The sequence below is a fragment of the Dactylosporangium cerinum genome (assembly GCF_042653625.1).
GTDB classification, from domain to species: Bacteria; Actinomycetota; Actinomycetes; order Mycobacteriales; family Micromonosporaceae; genus Dactylosporangium; species Dactylosporangium cerinum.
In genome coordinates this window covers 93,048-110,936 of sequence record NZ_JBHSIU010000066.1, presented here as the reverse complement: position 1 = coordinate 110,936, position 17,889 = coordinate 93,048, and the positions used below count along the sequence as shown (strand labels likewise).

General features: G+C 71.3%; 17 protein-coding genes. 7 read left to right on the top strand and 10 right to left on the bottom strand.

Features of this window, described 5'->3' with window-relative positions; translation table 11 throughout:
- Positions 1-5: 5 nt before the first annotated feature.
- From ACFPIJ_RS42850 to ACFPIJ_RS42840, 3 genes are all read left to right on the top strand, one after another.
- Positions 6-359 (top strand): hypothetical protein, encoded by a 354-nt coding sequence (locus ACFPIJ_RS42850; protein WP_380124550.1) that lies wholly within the window; start codon positions 6-8, stop codon positions 357-359.
- Entirely contained in the window at positions 359-1,504 is a 1,146-nt protein-coding gene (locus tag ACFPIJ_RS42845; RefSeq protein WP_380124548.1) for a hypothetical protein, read from the top strand. Before ACFPIJ_RS42850 ends, ACFPIJ_RS42845 begins: the two co-directional genes overlap by 1 nt.
- A 71-nt stretch (positions 1,505-1,575) precedes the next feature.
- The gene (locus ACFPIJ_RS42840) at positions 1,576-2,160 is read left to right on the top strand and encodes a GNAT family N-acetyltransferase (protein WP_380124546.1); all 585 of its coding nucleotides are present in this window, start codon (positions 1,576-1,578) and stop codon (positions 2,158-2,160) included.
- A 44-nt stretch (positions 2,161-2,204) separates the two neighbouring features.
- On the opposite strand, the gene ACFPIJ_RS42835 is transcribed toward ACFPIJ_RS42840, so the two are convergent.
- From ACFPIJ_RS42835 to ACFPIJ_RS42820, 4 genes are all read right to left on the bottom strand, one after another.
- Positions 2,205-2,561 (bottom strand): transcriptional regulator, encoded by a 357-nt coding sequence (locus tag ACFPIJ_RS42835; protein ID WP_380124544.1) that lies wholly within the window; start codon positions 2,559-2,561, stop codon positions 2,205-2,207.
- A complete protein-coding gene (locus tag ACFPIJ_RS42830; RefSeq protein ID WP_380124542.1) occupies positions 2,533-3,060 on the bottom strand; it encodes a hypothetical protein in 528 nt (175 codons plus the stop codon). The genes ACFPIJ_RS42835 and ACFPIJ_RS42830 overlap by 29 nt, the downstream gene beginning before the upstream one ends.
- Positions 3,014-3,469 carry a hypothetical protein gene (locus ACFPIJ_RS42825; protein ID WP_380124540.1) on the bottom strand — a complete coding sequence of 152 codons (456 nt, stop codon included), beginning with the start codon at positions 3,467-3,469 and terminating at the stop codon, positions 3,014-3,016. The genes ACFPIJ_RS42830 and ACFPIJ_RS42825 overlap by 47 nt, the downstream gene beginning before the upstream one ends.
- A 98-nt stretch (positions 3,470-3,567) precedes the next feature.
- A complete protein-coding gene (locus ACFPIJ_RS42820; RefSeq protein WP_380124538.1) occupies positions 3,568-4,059 on the bottom strand; it encodes a winged helix-turn-helix transcriptional regulator in 492 nt (163 codons plus the stop codon).
- 88 nt (positions 4,060-4,147) lie between these two features.
- Between ACFPIJ_RS42820 and ACFPIJ_RS42815 the strand changes: the two genes are divergently transcribed.
- Both ACFPIJ_RS42815 and ACFPIJ_RS42810 read left to right on the top strand, forming a co-directional pair.
- A complete protein-coding gene (locus ACFPIJ_RS42815) occupies positions 4,148-5,569 on the top strand; it encodes an MFS transporter (protein WP_380124536.1) in 1,422 nt (473 codons plus the stop codon).
- A gap of 103 nt (positions 5,570-5,672) precedes the next feature.
- On the top strand, positions 5,673-6,257 hold the full coding sequence (locus ACFPIJ_RS42810) for a dihydrofolate reductase family protein (RefSeq protein WP_380124534.1): 585 nt from the start codon (positions 5,673-5,675) through the stop codon (positions 6,255-6,257).
- A gap of 43 nt (positions 6,258-6,300) precedes the next feature.
- Here the strand turns inward: ACFPIJ_RS42810 and ACFPIJ_RS42805 are convergent, their stop codons facing one another.
- Entirely contained in the window at positions 6,301-6,810 is a 510-nt protein-coding gene (locus ACFPIJ_RS42805; RefSeq protein ID WP_380124533.1) for a DUF3995 domain-containing protein, read from the bottom strand.
- Between the two features lie 83 nt (positions 6,811-6,893).
- Between ACFPIJ_RS42805 and ACFPIJ_RS42800 the strand changes: the two genes are divergently transcribed.
- Both ACFPIJ_RS42800 and ACFPIJ_RS42795 read left to right on the top strand, forming a co-directional pair.
- Positions 6,894-7,412, top strand: a complete 519-nt coding sequence (locus ACFPIJ_RS42800; RefSeq protein ID WP_380124531.1) for a SigE family RNA polymerase sigma factor — start codon at positions 6,894-6,896, stop codon at positions 7,410-7,412.
- Complete coding sequence (locus tag ACFPIJ_RS42795; RefSeq protein ID WP_380124529.1) at positions 7,409-8,806, top strand: hypothetical protein; 1,398 nt, start codon at positions 7,409-7,411, stop codon at positions 8,804-8,806. The genes ACFPIJ_RS42800 and ACFPIJ_RS42795 overlap by 4 nt, the downstream gene beginning before the upstream one ends.
- 6 nt (positions 8,807-8,812) lie before the next feature.
- Here the strand turns inward: ACFPIJ_RS42795 and ACFPIJ_RS42790 are convergent, their stop codons facing one another.
- The 5 genes from ACFPIJ_RS42790 to ACFPIJ_RS42770 form a co-directional block, all read right to left on the bottom strand.
- A complete protein-coding gene (locus tag ACFPIJ_RS42790; RefSeq protein ID WP_380124528.1) occupies positions 8,813-10,591 on the bottom strand; it encodes a lysophospholipid acyltransferase in 1,779 nt (592 codons plus the stop codon).
- An 86-nt stretch (positions 10,592-10,677) separates the two neighbouring features.
- Complete coding sequence (locus ACFPIJ_RS42785; protein WP_380124526.1) at positions 10,678-13,617, bottom strand: tetratricopeptide repeat protein; 2,940 nt, start codon at positions 13,615-13,617, stop codon at positions 10,678-10,680.
- Positions 13,614-14,690, bottom strand: a complete 1,077-nt coding sequence (locus ACFPIJ_RS42780; protein WP_380124524.1) for an effector-associated domain EAD1-containing protein — start codon at positions 14,688-14,690, stop codon at positions 13,614-13,616. The genes ACFPIJ_RS42785 and ACFPIJ_RS42780 overlap by 4 nt, the downstream gene beginning before the upstream one ends.
- Positions 14,687-16,627 carry a caspase family protein gene (locus ACFPIJ_RS42775; protein ID WP_380124522.1) on the bottom strand — a complete coding sequence of 647 codons (1,941 nt, stop codon included), beginning with the start codon at positions 16,625-16,627 and terminating at the stop codon, positions 14,687-14,689. Before ACFPIJ_RS42775 ends, ACFPIJ_RS42780 begins: the two co-directional genes overlap by 4 nt.
- On the bottom strand, positions 16,624-17,859 hold the full coding sequence (locus ACFPIJ_RS42770) for a lipase family protein (RefSeq protein ID WP_380124520.1): 1,236 nt from the start codon (positions 17,857-17,859) through the stop codon (positions 16,624-16,626). The genes ACFPIJ_RS42775 and ACFPIJ_RS42770 overlap by 4 nt, the downstream gene beginning before the upstream one ends.
- Positions 17,860-17,889: the final 30 nt, after the last annotated feature.

The following is a 17,889-nucleotide window of genomic DNA, read 5'->3' as shown; positions in this document are numbered from 1 at the left end:
CGGCCATGGAGGACGAGGTCCTCATGTTCCGGCCGGACGGCACCGGCTGGCATGAGTACCTGCGGCCCTGGTACACCGATCGCACCGAGTTTCGTTGGGCGGTGGCCGGGGTCGGGCAGATCCGGGTGGAAGCGCACCGGCAGGTCGTCACCGACGAGTGGGACGGCGGGCCCCAGGTGGAGGAGCACGCGATCAGCCGGGTCGAGATCGCAGGTTACGCGGTTGCGGTCGCCGGCCGGCCGCTGCTCGAAGCGCAGGTTCGGGAGCTCTCGGTGCAGTTGTCGTTCGTCTCCGACTCGCCGTTCGCCTTCGTGCGCGCGGAGGAACCCGCGACAGACGCCGAGGCAGGTCCGGCCTGATGCCGCTGCCCGACCAGCTGCGAATCCGCCTGGACGACCCGGACTTCTGGCGTGCCTACTTCTTCGACGTCGGCGCCCGCGACGCGCACGACGAAGACGAGGAGGCCGAGGTCGAGATCGTGCCGTTGGGCGCGGTGTTTCCGGTCGGTGGCGGCTACGCGCTGGTGCTCGACTTCGACACCCGATGCGGCATCATCCGTTTGGGGATGCGTACCCAGGACAGCGCCTCGACGTTGGAGCTCGGCTGGGACGACCAGTCCCACTGGCACCCCGACGCGCTGCGCTGGACCGAGCTCGACCTGATCGCCCGCGCTGCCGCCGTGCTCGACCCCGCACTGCGGCATCCCGGCCCGGTCCTGGCACTGGCCGCGCGGTTCGTCGTCCTCGACCACGGCGACGACCTGGACGCCGTCACGCCGTTGATGGACGCCGCGTTCGGGACGCCACCCCTCCCCCGCGTGACGACGGACCCGATGACGCCGACCCTGCCCATCGACTTCGGCCCGCCGGTGCCGGTCGCGGTGTGGTGGCCCCGCACCCGGGACTGGCTGCACCGGGTCGACGGGCGGCACAGCGGCGTGGCATGGCGCCAGGACGCCGCCGGGACCTGGACGGTCGATCAGGACGAACCGGTCGGCGTGGACCGCTACCTGTACAGCCTGCGCCGCCCGGGTGGCGAGTTTCCGTTCGCCGCGTGGCGGGACCTGCTGAACGCGGCCGAAGCCACGCTGGCGACCGGTGATCTGCCCGCTGCGAGCGGCCCGGCCGAGCGGTGCTGGACCGACGAGGAGCGTGCCGGGCTGCCGCGCGGCTCACTCGTCGCGGAACGGTTCGGCCCCAGCCCGCTGCGCGGTTCCCGGCGGCACCGGCTCGAGCTCGAGCTTCCCCTGGGCAACCGGTCGGACGCTTTCGCCTCTGCGGTGCGCGTCGATCTGCACCGGACGCTGAGCAAGGCCGACCTCGGCTGGGCGGCGACGAGTGGCTGGTCGCTGGCGCCCGGTGGCGAGCGGGCCGTGACGATCAGCATCGGCGTCTTCGACAGCGTCGAGGCCGGCGTCGCGCTGATCCGGCAGGTGCTGCGCCGGCACCGAACCGGCCCGGGAACCCGGCTCACCTTCCGTCGCGAGCCGATCCCGCTGGACTGAGCCGAGTTCCCATGGTGGACGGTCCTCGTGGCTTGATCTTTTGGTTGCGCGACGGCTGACATGATGTCGTCGTGCAACGAGAGCGACACCTTCAGCTCCGCACTGGCTATCCGGTCCGAACTCCACGACTGCTGCTGCGCCCGTTGGGATTCGACGACGCCGACGCGCTGCTGGCCTACCGCAGCCGCCCGGACGTCTGCCGGTACGTCCCCTTCGATCCGCTGAATCGTGCAGCGGTCATCGACCGGCTGGCCGGGCCGTGGGCGACAACCGCGCTCACCGACGAGGGGCAGGCGCTGACGCTCGGCGTCGAAGTGGCAGCGACCCGGACTCTGGTAGGTGAGGTGATGCTGCTCTGGAGCAGCCGGGAACACCGCAGCGGCCAGCTCGGCTACGCCATCAACCCGGACTTCGCCGGCCGTGGCTACGCAACCGAAGCGGCGCGCGCAGCATTGGGACTCGGCTTTGACGAGCTGGGACTGCATCGGATCACCGCCAGCATCGACGAACGCAACACGGCCTCGGCGAACCTCGCCCGCAGGATCGGGATGCGGCAGGAAGCGCGCTTCGTCAACAACGAGAAGCTCAAGGGCGAGTGGTGCACCGAACTGGTCTTCGCCATGCTCGCCGGCGAGTGGGCTGGGAATCGTCCCTGATGTCGTGCGGAGTCGAGAAGCGGCACGAACCCTCCTCGACCGCCTCACGCCGTTGCTGGGCCCCGCTCGACGCGGTGGGCGATGCCATGCTCGGCCGCGGTGGCGGCGATGTGCTGCAACGCGGTGATGTGACGGCCCAGTGCGGAGCGGCCGGTGGTGCTCAGCCGAATCCAGGTGCGCGGACGCTTGCCGACGTAGCCCTTTACGACCTCGACGAACTCCAGGTTGGCAAGCGTCGCGACCTGCTTGGACAGTGCCGAGTCGGACAGCCCGACGGTGTCGCGGACGAAGCCGAACTCGGCCCAATCGGTGGCCGCCAGCAAGGACACGATCGAGAAACGGGTTGGATCGAGCAGCGTCTGCTGCAGTCCCTCAGTCGCCATCGCGCCGTGCCTCCTCATGGTCCCGATAAGCCTGCTCGACTGCCCAGGGCAGACCCAGCGCGAGCAGGAGACCGACGAGGACCCCGGTGATCGTATGGCTCCAGGGCCAGTGGGTCTGCTGCGCCACCTGGTGCAGTGCGAACTCGACGGCGATGATCGCGGCGATCCCACCGATGGTCACCACGGAGACATTGGTCGGCGGCCGGCCCCGTACCGACGCACGGTAGCCCAGAGCGGCCCCGACCGGCCGGAAGCGAACCGCGAGCGCGAGGACCAGCAGCACGGCGATCACGCCGAGGCTGATCACCCCGGACGCCGGTGGAAACAGGTCCTGGGCGAGCCCCTCTCCTGCCAGCACCGCGCCGCCGAGCCATCGCATCCAGCGCGGCGAGCGCACGCGCGCCGCCTGATGACGGCGGGTGGTCAGCTCCTGCAGCGACCGCGCCGCCTGCTGGGGCGTGGGCTCCTCGTCAGACGGCGGCATGGTCGGCGGCGCTGCCGGCTTGTGCGGTGGCATGCTCACGCTCCCTCCGGAGAACCCGCAGGATCAGCCACTGGTCACACCAGATGCCCACCGGCACGAGCACGAACATGACGAGTCCGATCACCAGGTGAGGGTGCGGGCCGTGGTAAAGCCCGCCGAGCAGCACACCGAGCAGGCCGCGCAGCACAGTCAGGCAGATGGCGAGCACCCGCGTGCGGGGCGAGCGCAGCACGGCCCGCGTGTATCGCATCCGCCGGCGCAGCACGCTCACCCAGAGCACGAGGTGCAGCAGCAGGATCCCGACCGGCAACAGACCCCGTGCCGGGCTGCCGCTGGGAGCCTCGTGGCTGATGTCGTAACTGGCGACCAGCGCCCCAGCCAGCACCAGATACCACACCGGCAGCCCCTGGATGCGCTGGTCCTGGTCGGCGGCGGTAGTCATGCCGGCGCCCTTCCTCTCCAGTCACGTACTTTCCTGAAGAGAAAGCTACCCCTCGTTTTCCACTCAGGCAAGTGAGTCGCAGCTTGCGGCAGTTCCGTTCAGCGACGGCCGGCGAGGACGTCGCGGGCGACGGCGTCGCGGCGGGCCACCTCCTGTTCCTGGGCTGCGCGCTCCTCGGCTTCGCGGATGTCGTAGGCGGCGCGCGCGGCGGCGATCTCGTTCTGGTGCCCCTCGGTCCAGTCGACGAGCGCGCGGATCGTCGAGTGCAGGGTCGCGCCGAGCGGCGTCAGCTCGTAGTCGACCCGCGGCGGGACGACGGCGTGGACCGTGCGGTGCACCAGGCCGTCACGTTCCAGCTGGCGCAGGGTGCGCGCGAGCATGCGCTGGCTGACCCCGTCGACCGCGCGACGCAGCTCGGTGAAGCGCAGGCTGCGCCGGTCGAGCAGGGCGATCACGAGCAGTGACCACTTGTCGGCGATCCGGTCGAGGATCTGCCGGACCTCGCAGTCCTCCCTGGTGTCCCACTGCCGGACGTCGTAGTCCTCGGTATCCCGGCAGTAACCGGGTGTCTCGGAAGTGCCTTCTTTCATACCTCCCGATGGTGCCCAACGATGCTCCTAGTTACAAGAAGGAACCGGCAGGCCTTGCGGATACCGGTCCGATAGAAGGGAATTCTTGATGTTCACACCGCGCGCGTGGGGCGTGCTGTTCGTGTTGTGCGGCGCGATCTTCCTCGAAGGCATCGACGTGGCGATGGTCAACATCGCGCTGCCGGAGATCCGAGCCGACCTCGGGCTGTCGACGGGGGCACTCAGCGGCGTGGTCAGCGCCTACGTCCTCGGCTACGGCGGCTTCATGCTGCTCGGCGGGCGGGCCGCCGACCTGCTCGGCCATCGACGCATGTTCCTGCTCTGGCTGATGGTCTTCCTGGTCTTCTCCGGGATCGGCGGCCTGGCGACCACCGGCTGGATGCTGCTGCTGGCCCGGTTCGTCACCGGGGTCGCGGCGGCGTTCATGACACCGGCCGGTCTGGCGCTGATCACCGGCAACTTCCCGGCCGGCCCGCAACGGACGAAGGCGCTCGGCGTCTACGCCGGTGCGGCGGCCGGCGGGTTCTCCCTCGGCCTGGTCGCCGGGGGCCTCCTCACGTCGATCGGCTGGCGATGGGTCTTCTTCGCACCGGTCATCGTCGCCGCGTTGATCCTGCTGGCAGCCGTACCCCTGCTGAAGGAGCACAACGGCGACGCCGGCGCGTTCCGATGGATGCGTTTCGACCTTGCCGGCGCGGTGTCCAGCACCGCCGCGATGCTCCTGACGGTCTACGGTGTGATCCGCCTCGAGCGCCCCGGCGACGGCACGGCCGTGACGGTGGCCGTCTTCGCGGCCGCGATCATGGCGCTGCTGATGTTCATCGCGGTCGAGCAGCGGTCGGCGGCACCGCTGGTGCGCCTGGGCATCCTGCGGTCGGCTCCCCTGGTGCGGGCGAACCTCGTCGCCCTGCTGTTTCTGGCCGCGTTCGCCGGGTTTCAGTTCCTGATGACGCTGTACCTGCAGGAGCTGCGCGGCTGGACGACCCTGCAGACCGGTCTCGCGCTGCTGGTCGTCGCCGTCGACACGGTGCTCGCGCCGACCCTGACACCCAGGCTCGTCGAACGGTTCGGCAACGTGCGGGTGCTGTTCGGCGGCCTGGTGTCCGCGGCGCTCGCGTACGCCGTGTTCCTGCCGGTCGGCCTGGACTGGACGTACGCGATGATGCTGCCCGCGCTGGTGCTGCTCGGGTTGGGCTTCTCGCTGGCCTACGGTCCGCTGACCATGGCCGCCACCGACGACATCGACGAGGACGAGCACGGCCTCGCCGCCGGCCTGCTGTACACGGCCCTGCAGTTCGGCACGGCGCTCGGCCTGTCGGCGGTGACCGCGGTGAGTGTGGCCGCCCTGGACGGTGGATCCGGCGCCTTCACCGGCGACACGGGGCTCGCCGCGGTGCGGGTGGCGTTGTGGGTCCCGCTGGCCGCGACGGTGGTGGCCGTGGCGGTGACCGCCTTCGGCCTCCGGACACGGGCGGGTCAACCCGTGGCAATCTCACTCCCGGAGCGCTGAACCCAGGAAAAATCCGCACGCGGTTGTCGGATCGGGGTCGTGCTGTTCGTAGGTGGAGTGAGGGCCGCCCAGGAAGGGCACCCATACCGCGGAGGCGAACACCATGACTGTCACCTACACCTTCGACGTCTTCTGCACCCTCGACGGCTTCGGCTCCTACGACAGCAACGGCGACTGGGGCGGCTACTGGGGCAAGCAGGGACCCGAGTTTCTCGACCGTCGGCTCGCCCAGTTCAGCGAGGAGCAGCGGCTGGTCATCGGGGCCAACACATTCCGGGAGTTCGTGCACTTCCTCGGGCCGGGCTCTGCGGAGTCGCCGATGACCGACCCGATCAGCACCCGGATGAAGGCCATGCCGACCACGGTGGTCTCCTCCACCCTGCGCGGGCCCCTGGACTGGCCGGACGCGACCCTGGAGAGCGGCGACGCCGTCGAGGTCGTCGCCCGCCTCAAGAAGGAGTCCGCGGTGCCGTTGCGCTCGCACGGCAGCCTGCAGCTGAACCGGGCGCTGATGGCCGCCGGCCTGGTCGACCGCGTCCAGGTCACCATCTTCCCGGTGATCAGCGGCCGGACCGGCACGGACCCGATCTTCCAGGACGCGGCCGACTTCGACCTCGAGCTGCTCGAGAGCCGGACGCTCGACGGCCGCACCCAGGAGCTCATCTACCGGCCCACTCTGCATGCCTGAACCGGTCCGCGGGCATCAGCTGGCATGGATCGTCACTGCGCCGTTAGTCTTTTCCGGTCTCAGCCCGGCGGGCATACCAGGCGGTCGCGCCGTAGAGCACGCCACCGAGGAGGAAGTACGCGTCGATCGTGCGGGCGGACCACAACGTGTACGCCGAGGGCGTGGCGGTGCCCAGCAGCTGCTCGTAGGTCAGCCCGGTCAGGCCCGTCGATGATCCGAACACGGTGCGCATCGCGTCGTCGAGGAACGCGGCCACGGCGCGCACGCTGAGCAGCCCCGCGGCGACCCACGCCATGGTGAGCAGGATCCAGCGCGGGATGCGACGGCCCCACCCCTGCACGAACGCCAGCGGCAGGACCGTGCCGATCACGAACAGCGCCAGCACGACCGCCGCGAACACCCGCTGCCCGGCGGTCTGCGCCGAGGGCAGCGGGTCGGCCTGGTCGCCGAACCCGAACCGGCCGCCCAGCTGCCAGTACACGTGCAGCGCGTCGAACACGACGATCCACCCGAAGGTGACCGCCGCCGCCTGCCGGAGCCTCCGGGCCGTCATGGTCGTCGATGCTACCGCCGGCCGCTCTGCTGGATCTGGAAGGCACACTCAACCTGTTCGCCGCAGGAGGCGTCTTTCCTTCTATGGACGATGACGGGTTCCGGGCGTTCGTCACGGCGCAGTGGGGGCCGTTGACCCGCACAGCGTTGCTGCTGACCGGGGACCGGGGCGCCGCCGAGGACCTCGTGCAGTCAGTGCTGGAGAAGTCGCACCGGCGGTGGGGGCGGATCCTGCGGTCCGACGCGCCTGAGCTCTACGTGCGCCGGGCGATGGTCAACACCGCGATCTCCTGGCGGCGGCGCAGAAGGGTCGTCGAGGTGCCGTTGCTGGCGGCCGATGCGGCGCCGGCGGCGGACCAGTACGACCAGGCGGAGACCAGGCAGCAGCTGCTGGTGGCGTTGCGGAAGTTGCCGCCGCGGACCCGGGCCATCCTCGTGCTGCGGTACTTCGAGGACCTCAGCGAGGCCGACATCGCCAAGGTGCTCGGCTGCTCGACCGGGTCGGTGAAGAGCCAGGCGTCGCGTGGTCTGGCCCGGTTGCGCGACCACATCGACCCGTACCCGGGGAACGCCCCGGCCCGCCTGCAGGGAGATCCGGCATGACCGAGCATGTTGCGGCCGCTCTGCGCGCGGCCCTGACCGACGAGGCCGCCAAGGCCACCACGGCGGAGGACCCGTGGCCGCGGTTCGCCGCCCGGGAGACCCGCCACCGGCGGCTGCGCCGGGTCCGACGGTCCGCCGTTGCCGGCTTCCTCGTGCTCGCGGTCGGCGTGCAGAGCAACGTGGTGCCGCTGCCGGGCTGGATGCCGGGCGTCGCGGTCGCCGCCGCCCCGTCGCGGCTGTCGGCGGGTCCGCCCAGGGGTGGCCTCGCCGGCGACGTCGCCTGGCAGGACGGGCTGCGGCGGCAGGTCAAGGACATGCAGGACCCGGAGGGGTGGTGGCGGGTCGGTGACCGGGGCACGATCCGCGTCGTGTACGCCGGGGACGTCCCCGGCATGCGCCTTGCGCTTGTCCTGGTGCCGCTGCACTTCGGGGTAATCAAAAGCTGGACGCTGGTCTGGTACACGGGGCCGACCGGCGCCGCGCCCGAGCAGATGGAGCAGGACTCGAACACGAACGCGGACACTCCGGTCGCGACGCTGCTGGACGGTTCGGTCGACCGCGGCGGCGTGGCGGTCGTCATCGGACCTCCGGGGGCGACGGTGACGATCAGCGGCGGCGCCACGTACTCCGCGGCCGGCACTGTGGAGCGCCGGCTCCTCGCCACCTCCGCCGACGGCAGCGGCGTCGCCCTGGCCGATCTGCCGCCCGGTGGCCCGCCGCGGCTCGCGACCCGGATCACCGTCGATGGCGCACCCTATTTCGATGGTGGCCTGGACGGCGGCTGGTCGGGCCGCTACGGCAGCGGAATGGATCCGAGCCCCGAGATGCTCGACGCCGCCGCCCGCGACGCGCGGGGGCCGGGCCTGGACCGGGACAGGTTCCTCGCGTTCGCAGTGACGGCACTGAACGACAGCCGCCTCGCGGTCGAGGACGTGACCATCAGGCTGCTGTGGACCGGCACCGTCAACGGCCTGCCCGCCGGCCTGCTGACCGTCCAGCCGCACGGTGGTGGCGTCATCGTGTACGCCATGCACGGCGGCGTCGACTGGCGGCGGCTCGACCTGCGGCTGCTCCTGCCCGCCGCCGGCGCCTTCGAGCGGCCGATCGCGTGGCGGCTGCGCGCCGAGGGCAAGGACACCCAGACCGACCAGGTCGTCGTGGTGGCACCGCCGGGCGCCGCGTCGGTCACCGTCACGGCCGGCGGCGGCTCCCCCGTGCCGGTGTCACTGGACGCGTCCGGAGCCGGCACGACCACCGTCCCGCCGGGCAGCCCTGCGGTCGTCACCGCGTACACCTCCGGCGGCGTGACGATCGCGAGCACTCCCCTGCACGTCCTGGACAACGACTCGAGCCAGCTGCCGGGTGACACCCCGGGGACCAGGGTGGTCGGATGACCGCCGCTATCCGGGTGGCTGACGCACCAGTTCGGCGACCACCGTCGCCCGGCGGACGGACTCGCGCAGCTCGTCGCGGAAGTCCGACCGGCGCTGCCGCAGGTCCGGCGGGCCCGCGTCCAGGAGCCCGCGGTGCCGGGCCAGCTGCAGCGCCGGTTTGAACAGTTCCAGCGACACCGACTCCTCGCTGGCCAGCCGCCCCTGCAACGCCCACTGCCGCCCGACGCGCAGGCACTCGTCGAGGAACCGGGACTCGTCGAACGTCTCGTCCTCCCAGGCGGCGAGCCGGTCGGCCACCAGGTGGTAGGCGTCGAGGAACGGCCGCAGCACCAGCGGGGCGACCAGTGGCCGGCCGTGCTGCAGCCACTGGCGTGCGTCGTCCGGCGTGAACTCGCGCAGCGTGTCGGCGTCGCCCGGCTCGATGATGGCCAGCTCCAGCGCCATCTGCTCGGCGAAGTTGCGGCGGCTGGCGAAGAAGAAGTCGAACTTCAGCAGGTCGCGCAGCCGCAGCGCCTCCTCGGTCGCCGTCGTCAGACCGTCCGGGCCGCCTTCGGCCGCGGCGACCAGGGCGAGCTCCCCGATCGCCCGGTCGACCAGCAGGTGGATCGCGGTGTTGCGGTAGAACGCGGCCACCAGGTGCTGCCCCGGGCCGATCACCCACACCGGCTCGGTGCCGCCGTCGTAGCTCGTCAGCACCCCGGAGGCGACCAGTTCCTGCAGCGTGCGGCGGACCGTGTCCCGGTCGGTGAGGTCCGCCGCGCCCGCCACCGGCCAGCGCCGGGATGCGATGTAGGTCGCCATCGGCGCGACGGTCCGCAGCACCCCGTCCAGGGTCAGCGCCCGGTCGGCGGCCAGCATCGCGAGGCAGACGACGGCGGTTACGGTCACCGGGGTCGCCTGGTTGATGCAGTGCGACGTGTCCAGTGCGATCCGCTCGACGACGTGCCGCCCCTGCTGGTCGTCGCGCAGCTCGGCCATCCGCTCGCGGAGCGGGACCGGCTCACCGAAGTCCAGGTAGGCCCGGCCGAGCCGGTTGGCCTGCAGCCGGGCGAAGTTGACGAGCCAGCGCACGTCCTCGGGCCGTTTCCGCGCGCCGCGTGCCTCCGCGGTCATCGCGCCGACCTCGTGCAGCTGCTCGTACACGATGGACACCGGCACGATCAGCGCCTCGGTGTCCGGCGCGGCGTCGATCGCGTCCACCACGTAGCGCAGGATGCCGTAGGTCGGCGGACGCAGCTTGCCCGTGCGGGTCCGGCCACCCTCGATGGACCAGCTGAGGTTCTGCCGGTTGCGGATCAGCTGGCCGATGTACGCGCGCAGCGTCAGCCGGTACACCGGCTGGTCCTGCGTCGCCCGGCGGATGTAGACGATGCCGGAGCGGCGGGCAAGATGGTTGACGGGGAAGAAGCTCAGGTTGGCCCCGCCCAGCGTGAACGCCGGGCTGAGCCCGTGCCGCTCCAGCGCCACCGGCACCGCCGCACCGTCCAGATAGGACCGGTGCGAGAACAGGAACAGCAGCGAGTACTTCTGGTCCAGCCCCTGCAGCCGGCGCGCGGCCTCTTCGTCCACGAGCAGCTCGTGCGCGCGGAACATCCACGTCGTGAACCTGGACCAGGTGCTCATCGCCCGCGCGCTGTGCATCGCGCCCATCTCGCGCAGGTAGCCGGCGGCCTCGGCGGCCACCTCGCCCCGGTCCCGCCCGAGCGAACCGGCCAGCTCGGCCAGCCGCCCGGCAAAGCCGTCGTCGGCGAGCAGCTGGGCCACCTCAGGCGTGTCCGAGGACATCGACCACCTCGCTGTTGAGCAGTGTGCCGCCAGTCTGCTGGCACGGCCGGATTCCGTCAAACACCGCGACGGCGACCCCGCGTCGGTCACTTCGGCAGACGAACGTCACGCTTGTCCGCGATGCCCAGCGGAACGACACCGGATCGCGGTGCCTGCTCCAAGGCCCGCAGCAGGGCCACCGAGCGGTCGTACAGGGCCGTGAGTTCCGCAGGCTCCACCGGCATGCCTACCAGCAGTGCACCCCGTCGGCGGATCAGCTCCAGCAGCACCTGCGCGCAGACCGTGACCGCGTCGTACTGGCGGATGCGGGTGGCGCGTGCGGCGATGTCGTCGGTGAGCGCCGTGGTGAGCGCCGGGAACCCGCTGTCGGCGAGCAGGCGCGCGGCCTGCTCCGGCGCCGTGGCGGCGACCTCGTCGGCCGCGGACCTGAGTCGACTGCTGACCGGAAACCACGGCGCTCCCGCGTACCGCGGCGCGTACTGCCGGACCAGGTCCCGGTTGCGGTCGAGCACCACCGACCACTGCAGGTACTTGTCGGTCTGGGCCAGCACGAAGCACACGGTGCCGTTCAGTTCGGCGGCCTGGGCCAGGAACTGGCACTCCGACACCGTCAGCTCCGACGTGCCGCTCGCCACGAACAGGAGCGCATCCGCATGGGGCAGCGCCGCGAGGGTGGCCGCGGCGTGCCCCGCGACGATCCCGCCCACGCCGGGCGTGTCGACCAACGTGACACCCTCGCCGAGCAGCGCCGACGGCACCGTGACCTTCACCTCCAGCACCTCCGGGTGCCGCGGCAGCCTGGTCTGCGGGTCCACCGCCGCATAGTCGGCGAGCTCGTCGAGGGCGATCGGCCGCCCGTGCGGATGCTCAGCGTCGATGACGGTGGCCGCGTCGGTCTCGCCGTAGCCGACACTCAGGAGCGTGCTCGTCGCCACGCCCTCGTCGACCGGCAGCAGCTCCGGCCGGCCGACGAGGGCGTTGACGAGCGAACTCTTGCCTCGCTTGTATTCACCGACCACGACGACGGTGGCCGCTGCGCCGCCGATCCGGTCAGCCGCGGCCCCGAGCGCCCGTGCCGCGTCCTCGTACCCGAACCGGCCAGCGGCGCGCCCGGCGTCAGCCAGGAGGGTGGCGACGTCGTTGTCCACGTCCACCACCGCCGCCCGCAGGTCAGGGTTGCCGGCTGGCGCCTGACGCCAACGGTCGATCATTTGCCGGGCCATCGCGATCGCGCCGCGCCGGCCTGACCGACCGTAGGCATCGGCCAGGTGGTGGCGGATGGCCAGGGTGTCGGGGTGGTTGTCCCCGAACACCCGGTCGAAGCCGGGAAGCACCTGCTCGAACGCCGAGATCGCATCGCCGACCCGTCCAGCATCGAGATAGGCCTCTGCGAGGTTGCCGCCGATGATCAGCGCATTGGGGTGTTCGGGACCGAACACCTGACTGATCGCGGCGAGCACCCCCTGGAACCCCGCGATCGCCTGGTCCAGGTGACCTGCCTGGCGATGGGCGACGGCACGATTGCCCCGGAACACGAGGGTGCTGGGGTGGGTCGGGCCGAGGATCCGGTAAGCATCGGTGACCAGCCGGTCGTATGCCACCAGGGCCGTCGTGACCTGGCCTTGAGATTGCCGGTACCGTGCCGCGCCGCTGGCGATGTCCAAGGCGGCGGCGTAGGGATGCGCAGGACTCAAGTGGCCCAACACGGTGTCGATGTGCGGCAGCAGGGCCTCCCACCGCGACGAGTTGCCGACATCATCGGACAAGTCGGTCGGCAACGCCACCGCCAGCACCCGAACCGCCTCGGCCAGGCCGTTATCCGCTGTCGTGGCACGGACTCCGGATCGCGCCGACCCGTGCACCTGGACGGTTCCGGCGTCCCAGCTGATCATCGAGTACGACGCCAGCAACGCCAACGCATCGTCCAGACCCGCTGGATCGTCGGAGAGCGCCAGCAGCACGTCCTCGGGCAAAGGGTGCGGCGCCATCCAGGTCAGTACCCGCAGCACCCGGTAGGCGAGGGCCGACCGGTCCCGGATCGCGTTCATGGTCAGGTTCCGGCCGACGGACACCTCCGACGCCGGCGGCAGGTCCACTCGCCCGTCGAGCCCGGCGGTTCGGCGGCGACACAGGCAGATCCGCAGCTGGGGCAGGTGCTCCTGCAGCTGCGCGACCGTCTGCCACAGCCCGAAGACCTGCCGTGGCACGTCAATGACCAGCAGCATCTGCGCACCGTCGGTGATCGTGGCGAAGGCGTCGCTCCAGCCGGGAGCCGTCCCGCCGGAGGCCAGCCGGCGCTGCCATTCCTGCAGGATCGGGGCGCAGCGATCGGCCGCCTGCGGGAACTGGACAAGAAACTGCCGGGCCGTTTCCAGCAGTACTGGCAGCAGGGTGGCCGGACGGACGTCCGGGCGGTTCAGGTCGAGGTACGCGATGGGGCGGCCGGCCCGGGCCCGGTCGAGCAGGAACCGGGCGGCGGTGGCCGGACTGCCGGCACCGTCGAGGATCGCGAGGGTGGACGCGACCTGCGGCTGGACCAACTCGCGGAGCGCGCCGAGATGGTCGCCGTCGTCGGGTTCCCGTTTGGCGGCGAGCGTCTCCAGTGGCTGCAGCAGGAGGAGCCGGTCCAGCCGCGCCGCAAGCGCGGACGCGTCCGGCAGGCCGTCGAACCCCGCGGGTCTGAGCCATTCGCAGATCGTCCGGGCACAGACGAGGTCCGCGAGATCCATCCTGTCGATCGACGGCCCTTCGCCGGCGAGGTACCACTCCAGGTACTTCTGCATCGGTTCCGTCGGGTGGTCCTCGGTCGCGGCCAAGGCTTCGCCGATCCGCCCCTCCTGCCGGAGGCGGCGGAGCACCTGGATGCGCACATCCGTGCTCAGCGTCCACCGCCGCTCCAATGCCGCGTCGACGGTCACGTTCGAATCCAGCAGGAGCAGGTCGATGTCGCCGGCCGGGGCGATGTCCGACGGCCAGTACCAGACGAGGACCGCGGCCGCCTCGTGCAGAGGGCCGTACTGCGTCATGCGCTCACCGACTGTCCGGCGGCTTCGGCGAGAGCCCGGCCCGCCCGATCACCGAGCACCCGCAGGTAGTCGTGCTGCTCGGGGTGCAGGTCCGCCAGGACGCGGGCGGCGGCGTCGAGCAGGAGCTGCTCGGTCCACGGCACGCCGAGCTGCTGGTAGGCGTCGCGGAAGAACTGTGTCACTTCCTCGGCGCCGATCTGCTCCAGGGTCTCGATCGTCGTGTGCTGGCTCACTGCGGCGAGGGACTCCTCGAAGCCGAGCAGGACCAGCCGGAACCCGGTCAGGAACCGGTCGATGCGGCGGGCCAGTTCCTTCACCAGGTCGACGGTGGCCTGCATGGCGGCGACGTGGTTGAACCCGTCGATGACGATCCACGGGTTGCGGTCGTCGCGCATGGCGTGCGACTCGAACCCTTCGCAGAAGGTGAGCACCCATTCCGGCCACGACGTGCCGGCGGGGGCGGCCAGCTCAAGCGGGTAGTCGAGCATCCGCACGATGCGTCGGGCGACGTCGTGGGGTGTGACGACCGGGTCGGGGCCGAGCAGCCGGGCGATCGCCTCGAGGTCGACGTGGGCGACCCGGAACGTGCGGTGGACCGTGTGGAGGTACGCGATGAGCTGGGTCGTGTGCGACTTCCCGGTCCGTCGTGGGCCGCCGACCACAAGGACGCGCCGGCCGGTGGGCTCGCAGAGTTCCCGCAGCGCCGCCCGGAGCCGGGAGCGGTCGATCAGCACATGCCCGCCGCTGAGCCGGCACGCCGCGAAGTGGTCGGTGAGCACCAGCGGCGGGGCCGGCGTCACGCGGTCGAGCATCTCGCGCAGCGCGTCGTCGCGAGGGACGAGCGCCGAGGCGTTGCTCAACAGCTCGATCAGCCAGCCGTCGGCGAGCGCCGCCTTCACCACCGCCAGGACGTTGCCGCGGTAGTCGTTGCCGACGACCTCCAGCTCGTCGAGGGTGTGGTTGCACGACATGACCAGCTCTTCGAGCCGCTGCCGGTCGGGGAACGCCGCGAGCAGGATTCCGCGCGCCGCGAGGAGGTCGCGTGGTTGGAGGTTCGGCCGGGCGAACGTCATCGCTGCCTGCGCGGGCGGACCAGATCGCTGCCCAGGTCCTGGGCCGGGCCCGAGTAGACGGCGAACAGGCCGCCCGGCCGGTGGACGCTCATCGCCCGGTGCACCTGCGCCTGCAGCCGCCAGGGTGGGTCGTCGTCGGGGCCGAGGTCCGAGAGTAGCCGCCAGGCCATCTGGAGCACCTCGGCCAGGTACGGCAGCTTGAGCTCCAACAGCGGCAACCTGTCCGGGTCCACCTCGCGGCGGTAGTCCGGGTGCGCAGCCCACAACACGGCCGCGTCGGTGTTCCACATGAACCACGTTGTGAGGTTCGCCAGCCACGACACTGGCAGAAGGTCATACCTGCGAGCTCGGAACAGCAGCGTCGCAGCGACCGTCGCGGCCAGCGGCGACTTCACCTTGTCGAAGACCATCTGCAGAAGACCAGAAGTGTCCAGCTCGTGGGCGGCGTCCGCGGCGTTCGCGAGCTCGTACCTGCTCCACATGCGGGCCAGCTCGCCGAGGCGGCTCCGGTTGGACAACGCCAGTCGCGCCTCCACCGCGGAGATCCAGCGGATGCCGGAATCGTCGAACTCGAAGTCCATGGTGAGTTCGTAGAGGGGCGCAGTCATGCTGTCGTCGGGCAACGCGACGGCGAACCGGCGCCCGCCGCGGCCCGGGTCGTCGAGGCACAGCCAATGCCCGTCCGGCGCCGGTGGCAGTTCGAGGACGACCCGGTAGGCCTGGGTGTTGTCGCTGCGGTGCACCTCGCGCACGACCACCAGGGCTGAGGCGCCGGTGCGCAGGTCGGACGCATGCACGTGCCGCATCCAGATCTCCGACATGTGTTCGCTGCCGAAGATCCGGTGCGCCGAAACCTCGCCGTCCGCCGGTGTCCAGCTCAGCCCGACCTCGGTCACGTCGTAGCGGGCGGCGAGGACCTGCCCGACCGGCGCGGGACCGGTCAGGCTCTCGAACGGTGACCGGCTGTCCACGACCACGGTGACGCCCACGTCCGGTGGGCTGCCGCCCTGGCGGATCCGAGCCTTCTCCGGACTGCCGAAGTCCGCCAGCAGCTGGGTGACGCGGTTCTTCAGGTACGTCTGCAGCGGGTTGAACCGCACCTCGCACCGCCCGGCGTTGCAGCCCTGCAGCTCGACGCCGGCCAGGCCGCGCAGACCGTCGATCAGGGCCCGGCCGAACAGCGACAGGCCGTCGGACAGCTTGAACGGCTGCCAGGCGATGGTGCCGGACGCGGCGGCGTAGAGAATGCCGGTGAGGACGTCGGGGTTGGCTGCGCCGGCGGCCCGGACGTTGAGGATCGGGCGGCCCTGCACGACGTACTGGCGCAGGCTCGCGACGTCGTTGCGGCAGGCGTCGGCGAACAGGTAGTGCTGCGGCACCGGCGAGGACGCCAGGCCCTTGAGGAGATTGTCGGTGCTGATCGCGTTGTTGACGGCCCGGCCGGGGCCGCGCAGGTAGTCGCTGGGCAGCAGGATCTGGGCGTCGAGGGAGACCTCGAGGCCGTGGCCGCTGAAGAAGAAGTACCCGCGGCTGTCCGCCGTGGCGGCACCGTTGGACTCCATGGCCGCGTACCAGGCCTGCAGCGCCAGTTCGCAGTTCTCGAGGGTGGCCGGCGCCGAGCCGACGGCCGCGGCGGACGCGGCGCGTTCCTCGGCGGTCGGGGACAGCAGCAGCCAGCACCGTGCGGGCGGGGTGCCCTGGAAGTCGTACTTGTCGCTGAACCATTCGAAGAACGCGGTGGCGGTGGCCGCCGACACGTACAGCTGCCCCAGCCCGAACGTCTCGTCGCCCGGGTGCCAACCGCTGCCGTCGCGCAGGTACGGGTAGTCCGACACGCCGATCACGACCGCGAACGCGCCAGGGGTACCCGGCTGCCAGTCGGGGTTGACGAACAGGCCCGGGTTGCCGGGTTCGGCCCGGGCGACCAGCCGCGTCATCGGCCCCACCCCTGTTCGGCCGCGGCTGCGAGCTTCGAAGCCAGGCGCCGGTAGAAGCTCGGCCGGACCAGGTATCCGGAGTGCGCGGACACCAGGCTCATCCCCGAGTCGAACGGCTCGTCGTCGACGCCGTCGATGATGCCGCGCACGGTGTAGCTGAGGAAGTCGTTGTGGTCCCAGACGTTCCACCAGCCGCCGAGGTACTTCCGGTCGGGGAACGGCACGGGGACGCCCGAGCGGTGCGAAGGGTCGCTGGCGAGGAACTGCTTCATCTCCTCGAACAGGCCGACCTGCGACGCGGTCGCGCACCAGTAGTCGACGCGCAGGTCCTGGTTGCCTGGCAGCTGCGGCAGGAACGTGGTGACCGCGTCGTACACGATCTGGCCACCCATGCTGTGGCTGATCACGACGACGGGTTCGCCGGTGCCGCTGGCCTGCCGCAGCGCGGTGAGGAGGCGTCTCGGGATCTCGCCGACCTCGGCGACGGTGCCGCGGCGGTCGATGTACTCGAAGACGTCACCGACGAACGTGGTGGCGAGGTCGTTGAGCCGGGGGCGGGTCTCGGCCAGGACGGTGGTGATCGCGTAGCCGGTGGCGTCGTTGCCGCGGGCGAGGTATTCGCCGACCCGGTCGCGCAGGCGCGTCCAGCGGTCCCCGGCGCCCATGCCGGCCAGCGGGCCGGCGTCCAGTCGCCGGTCGATCGCCTGGCCGACCAGGTCCCATTCCTCGTCGAGGCCCCCGGCGGCGGTCAGCGCGGCCGTCAGCGCCTGGTCGTGCGCGGCGTCGTCGGCGGCGATGATGACGGCGGCGTCACGCACCCCGTCGGCGGTGAGCACGGAGGCGAGGAAGTCGCTCAACGCGTCCGCGGGCAGGGTCCGCAGGCTGAACGGCGGCGCCGGCGCGGGACCGGATGGCACCAGTCGCGACGGCACGGGCGGCGCCGCAGCCGGCGCGGGCAGGCCGGGCAGCGCCGGGCCGAGGTCGGCTGCCAGGACCGCGCGGGACGCCGGTGACGGCGCGTCGTCACCGCCCTGGCCGGCGAGCCGGGTCCGCGGGCGGGAGGCGCCGCCCCACGCGAACCGCGCGCCCACGTCGCCCCAGTACACGTAGTGGACGTCGACCTCGCGGCCGGGCGAGACGACGTCGGACAGGTACCGCCGCATCAGGTCGACCACGGTCTGATCCGGTGCGCTGTCCCGGGTCGCGACTCCGTGGATGAACACAATCGGCATGGTTCCCTCTTCTCGGCAACGTCGGTCGGA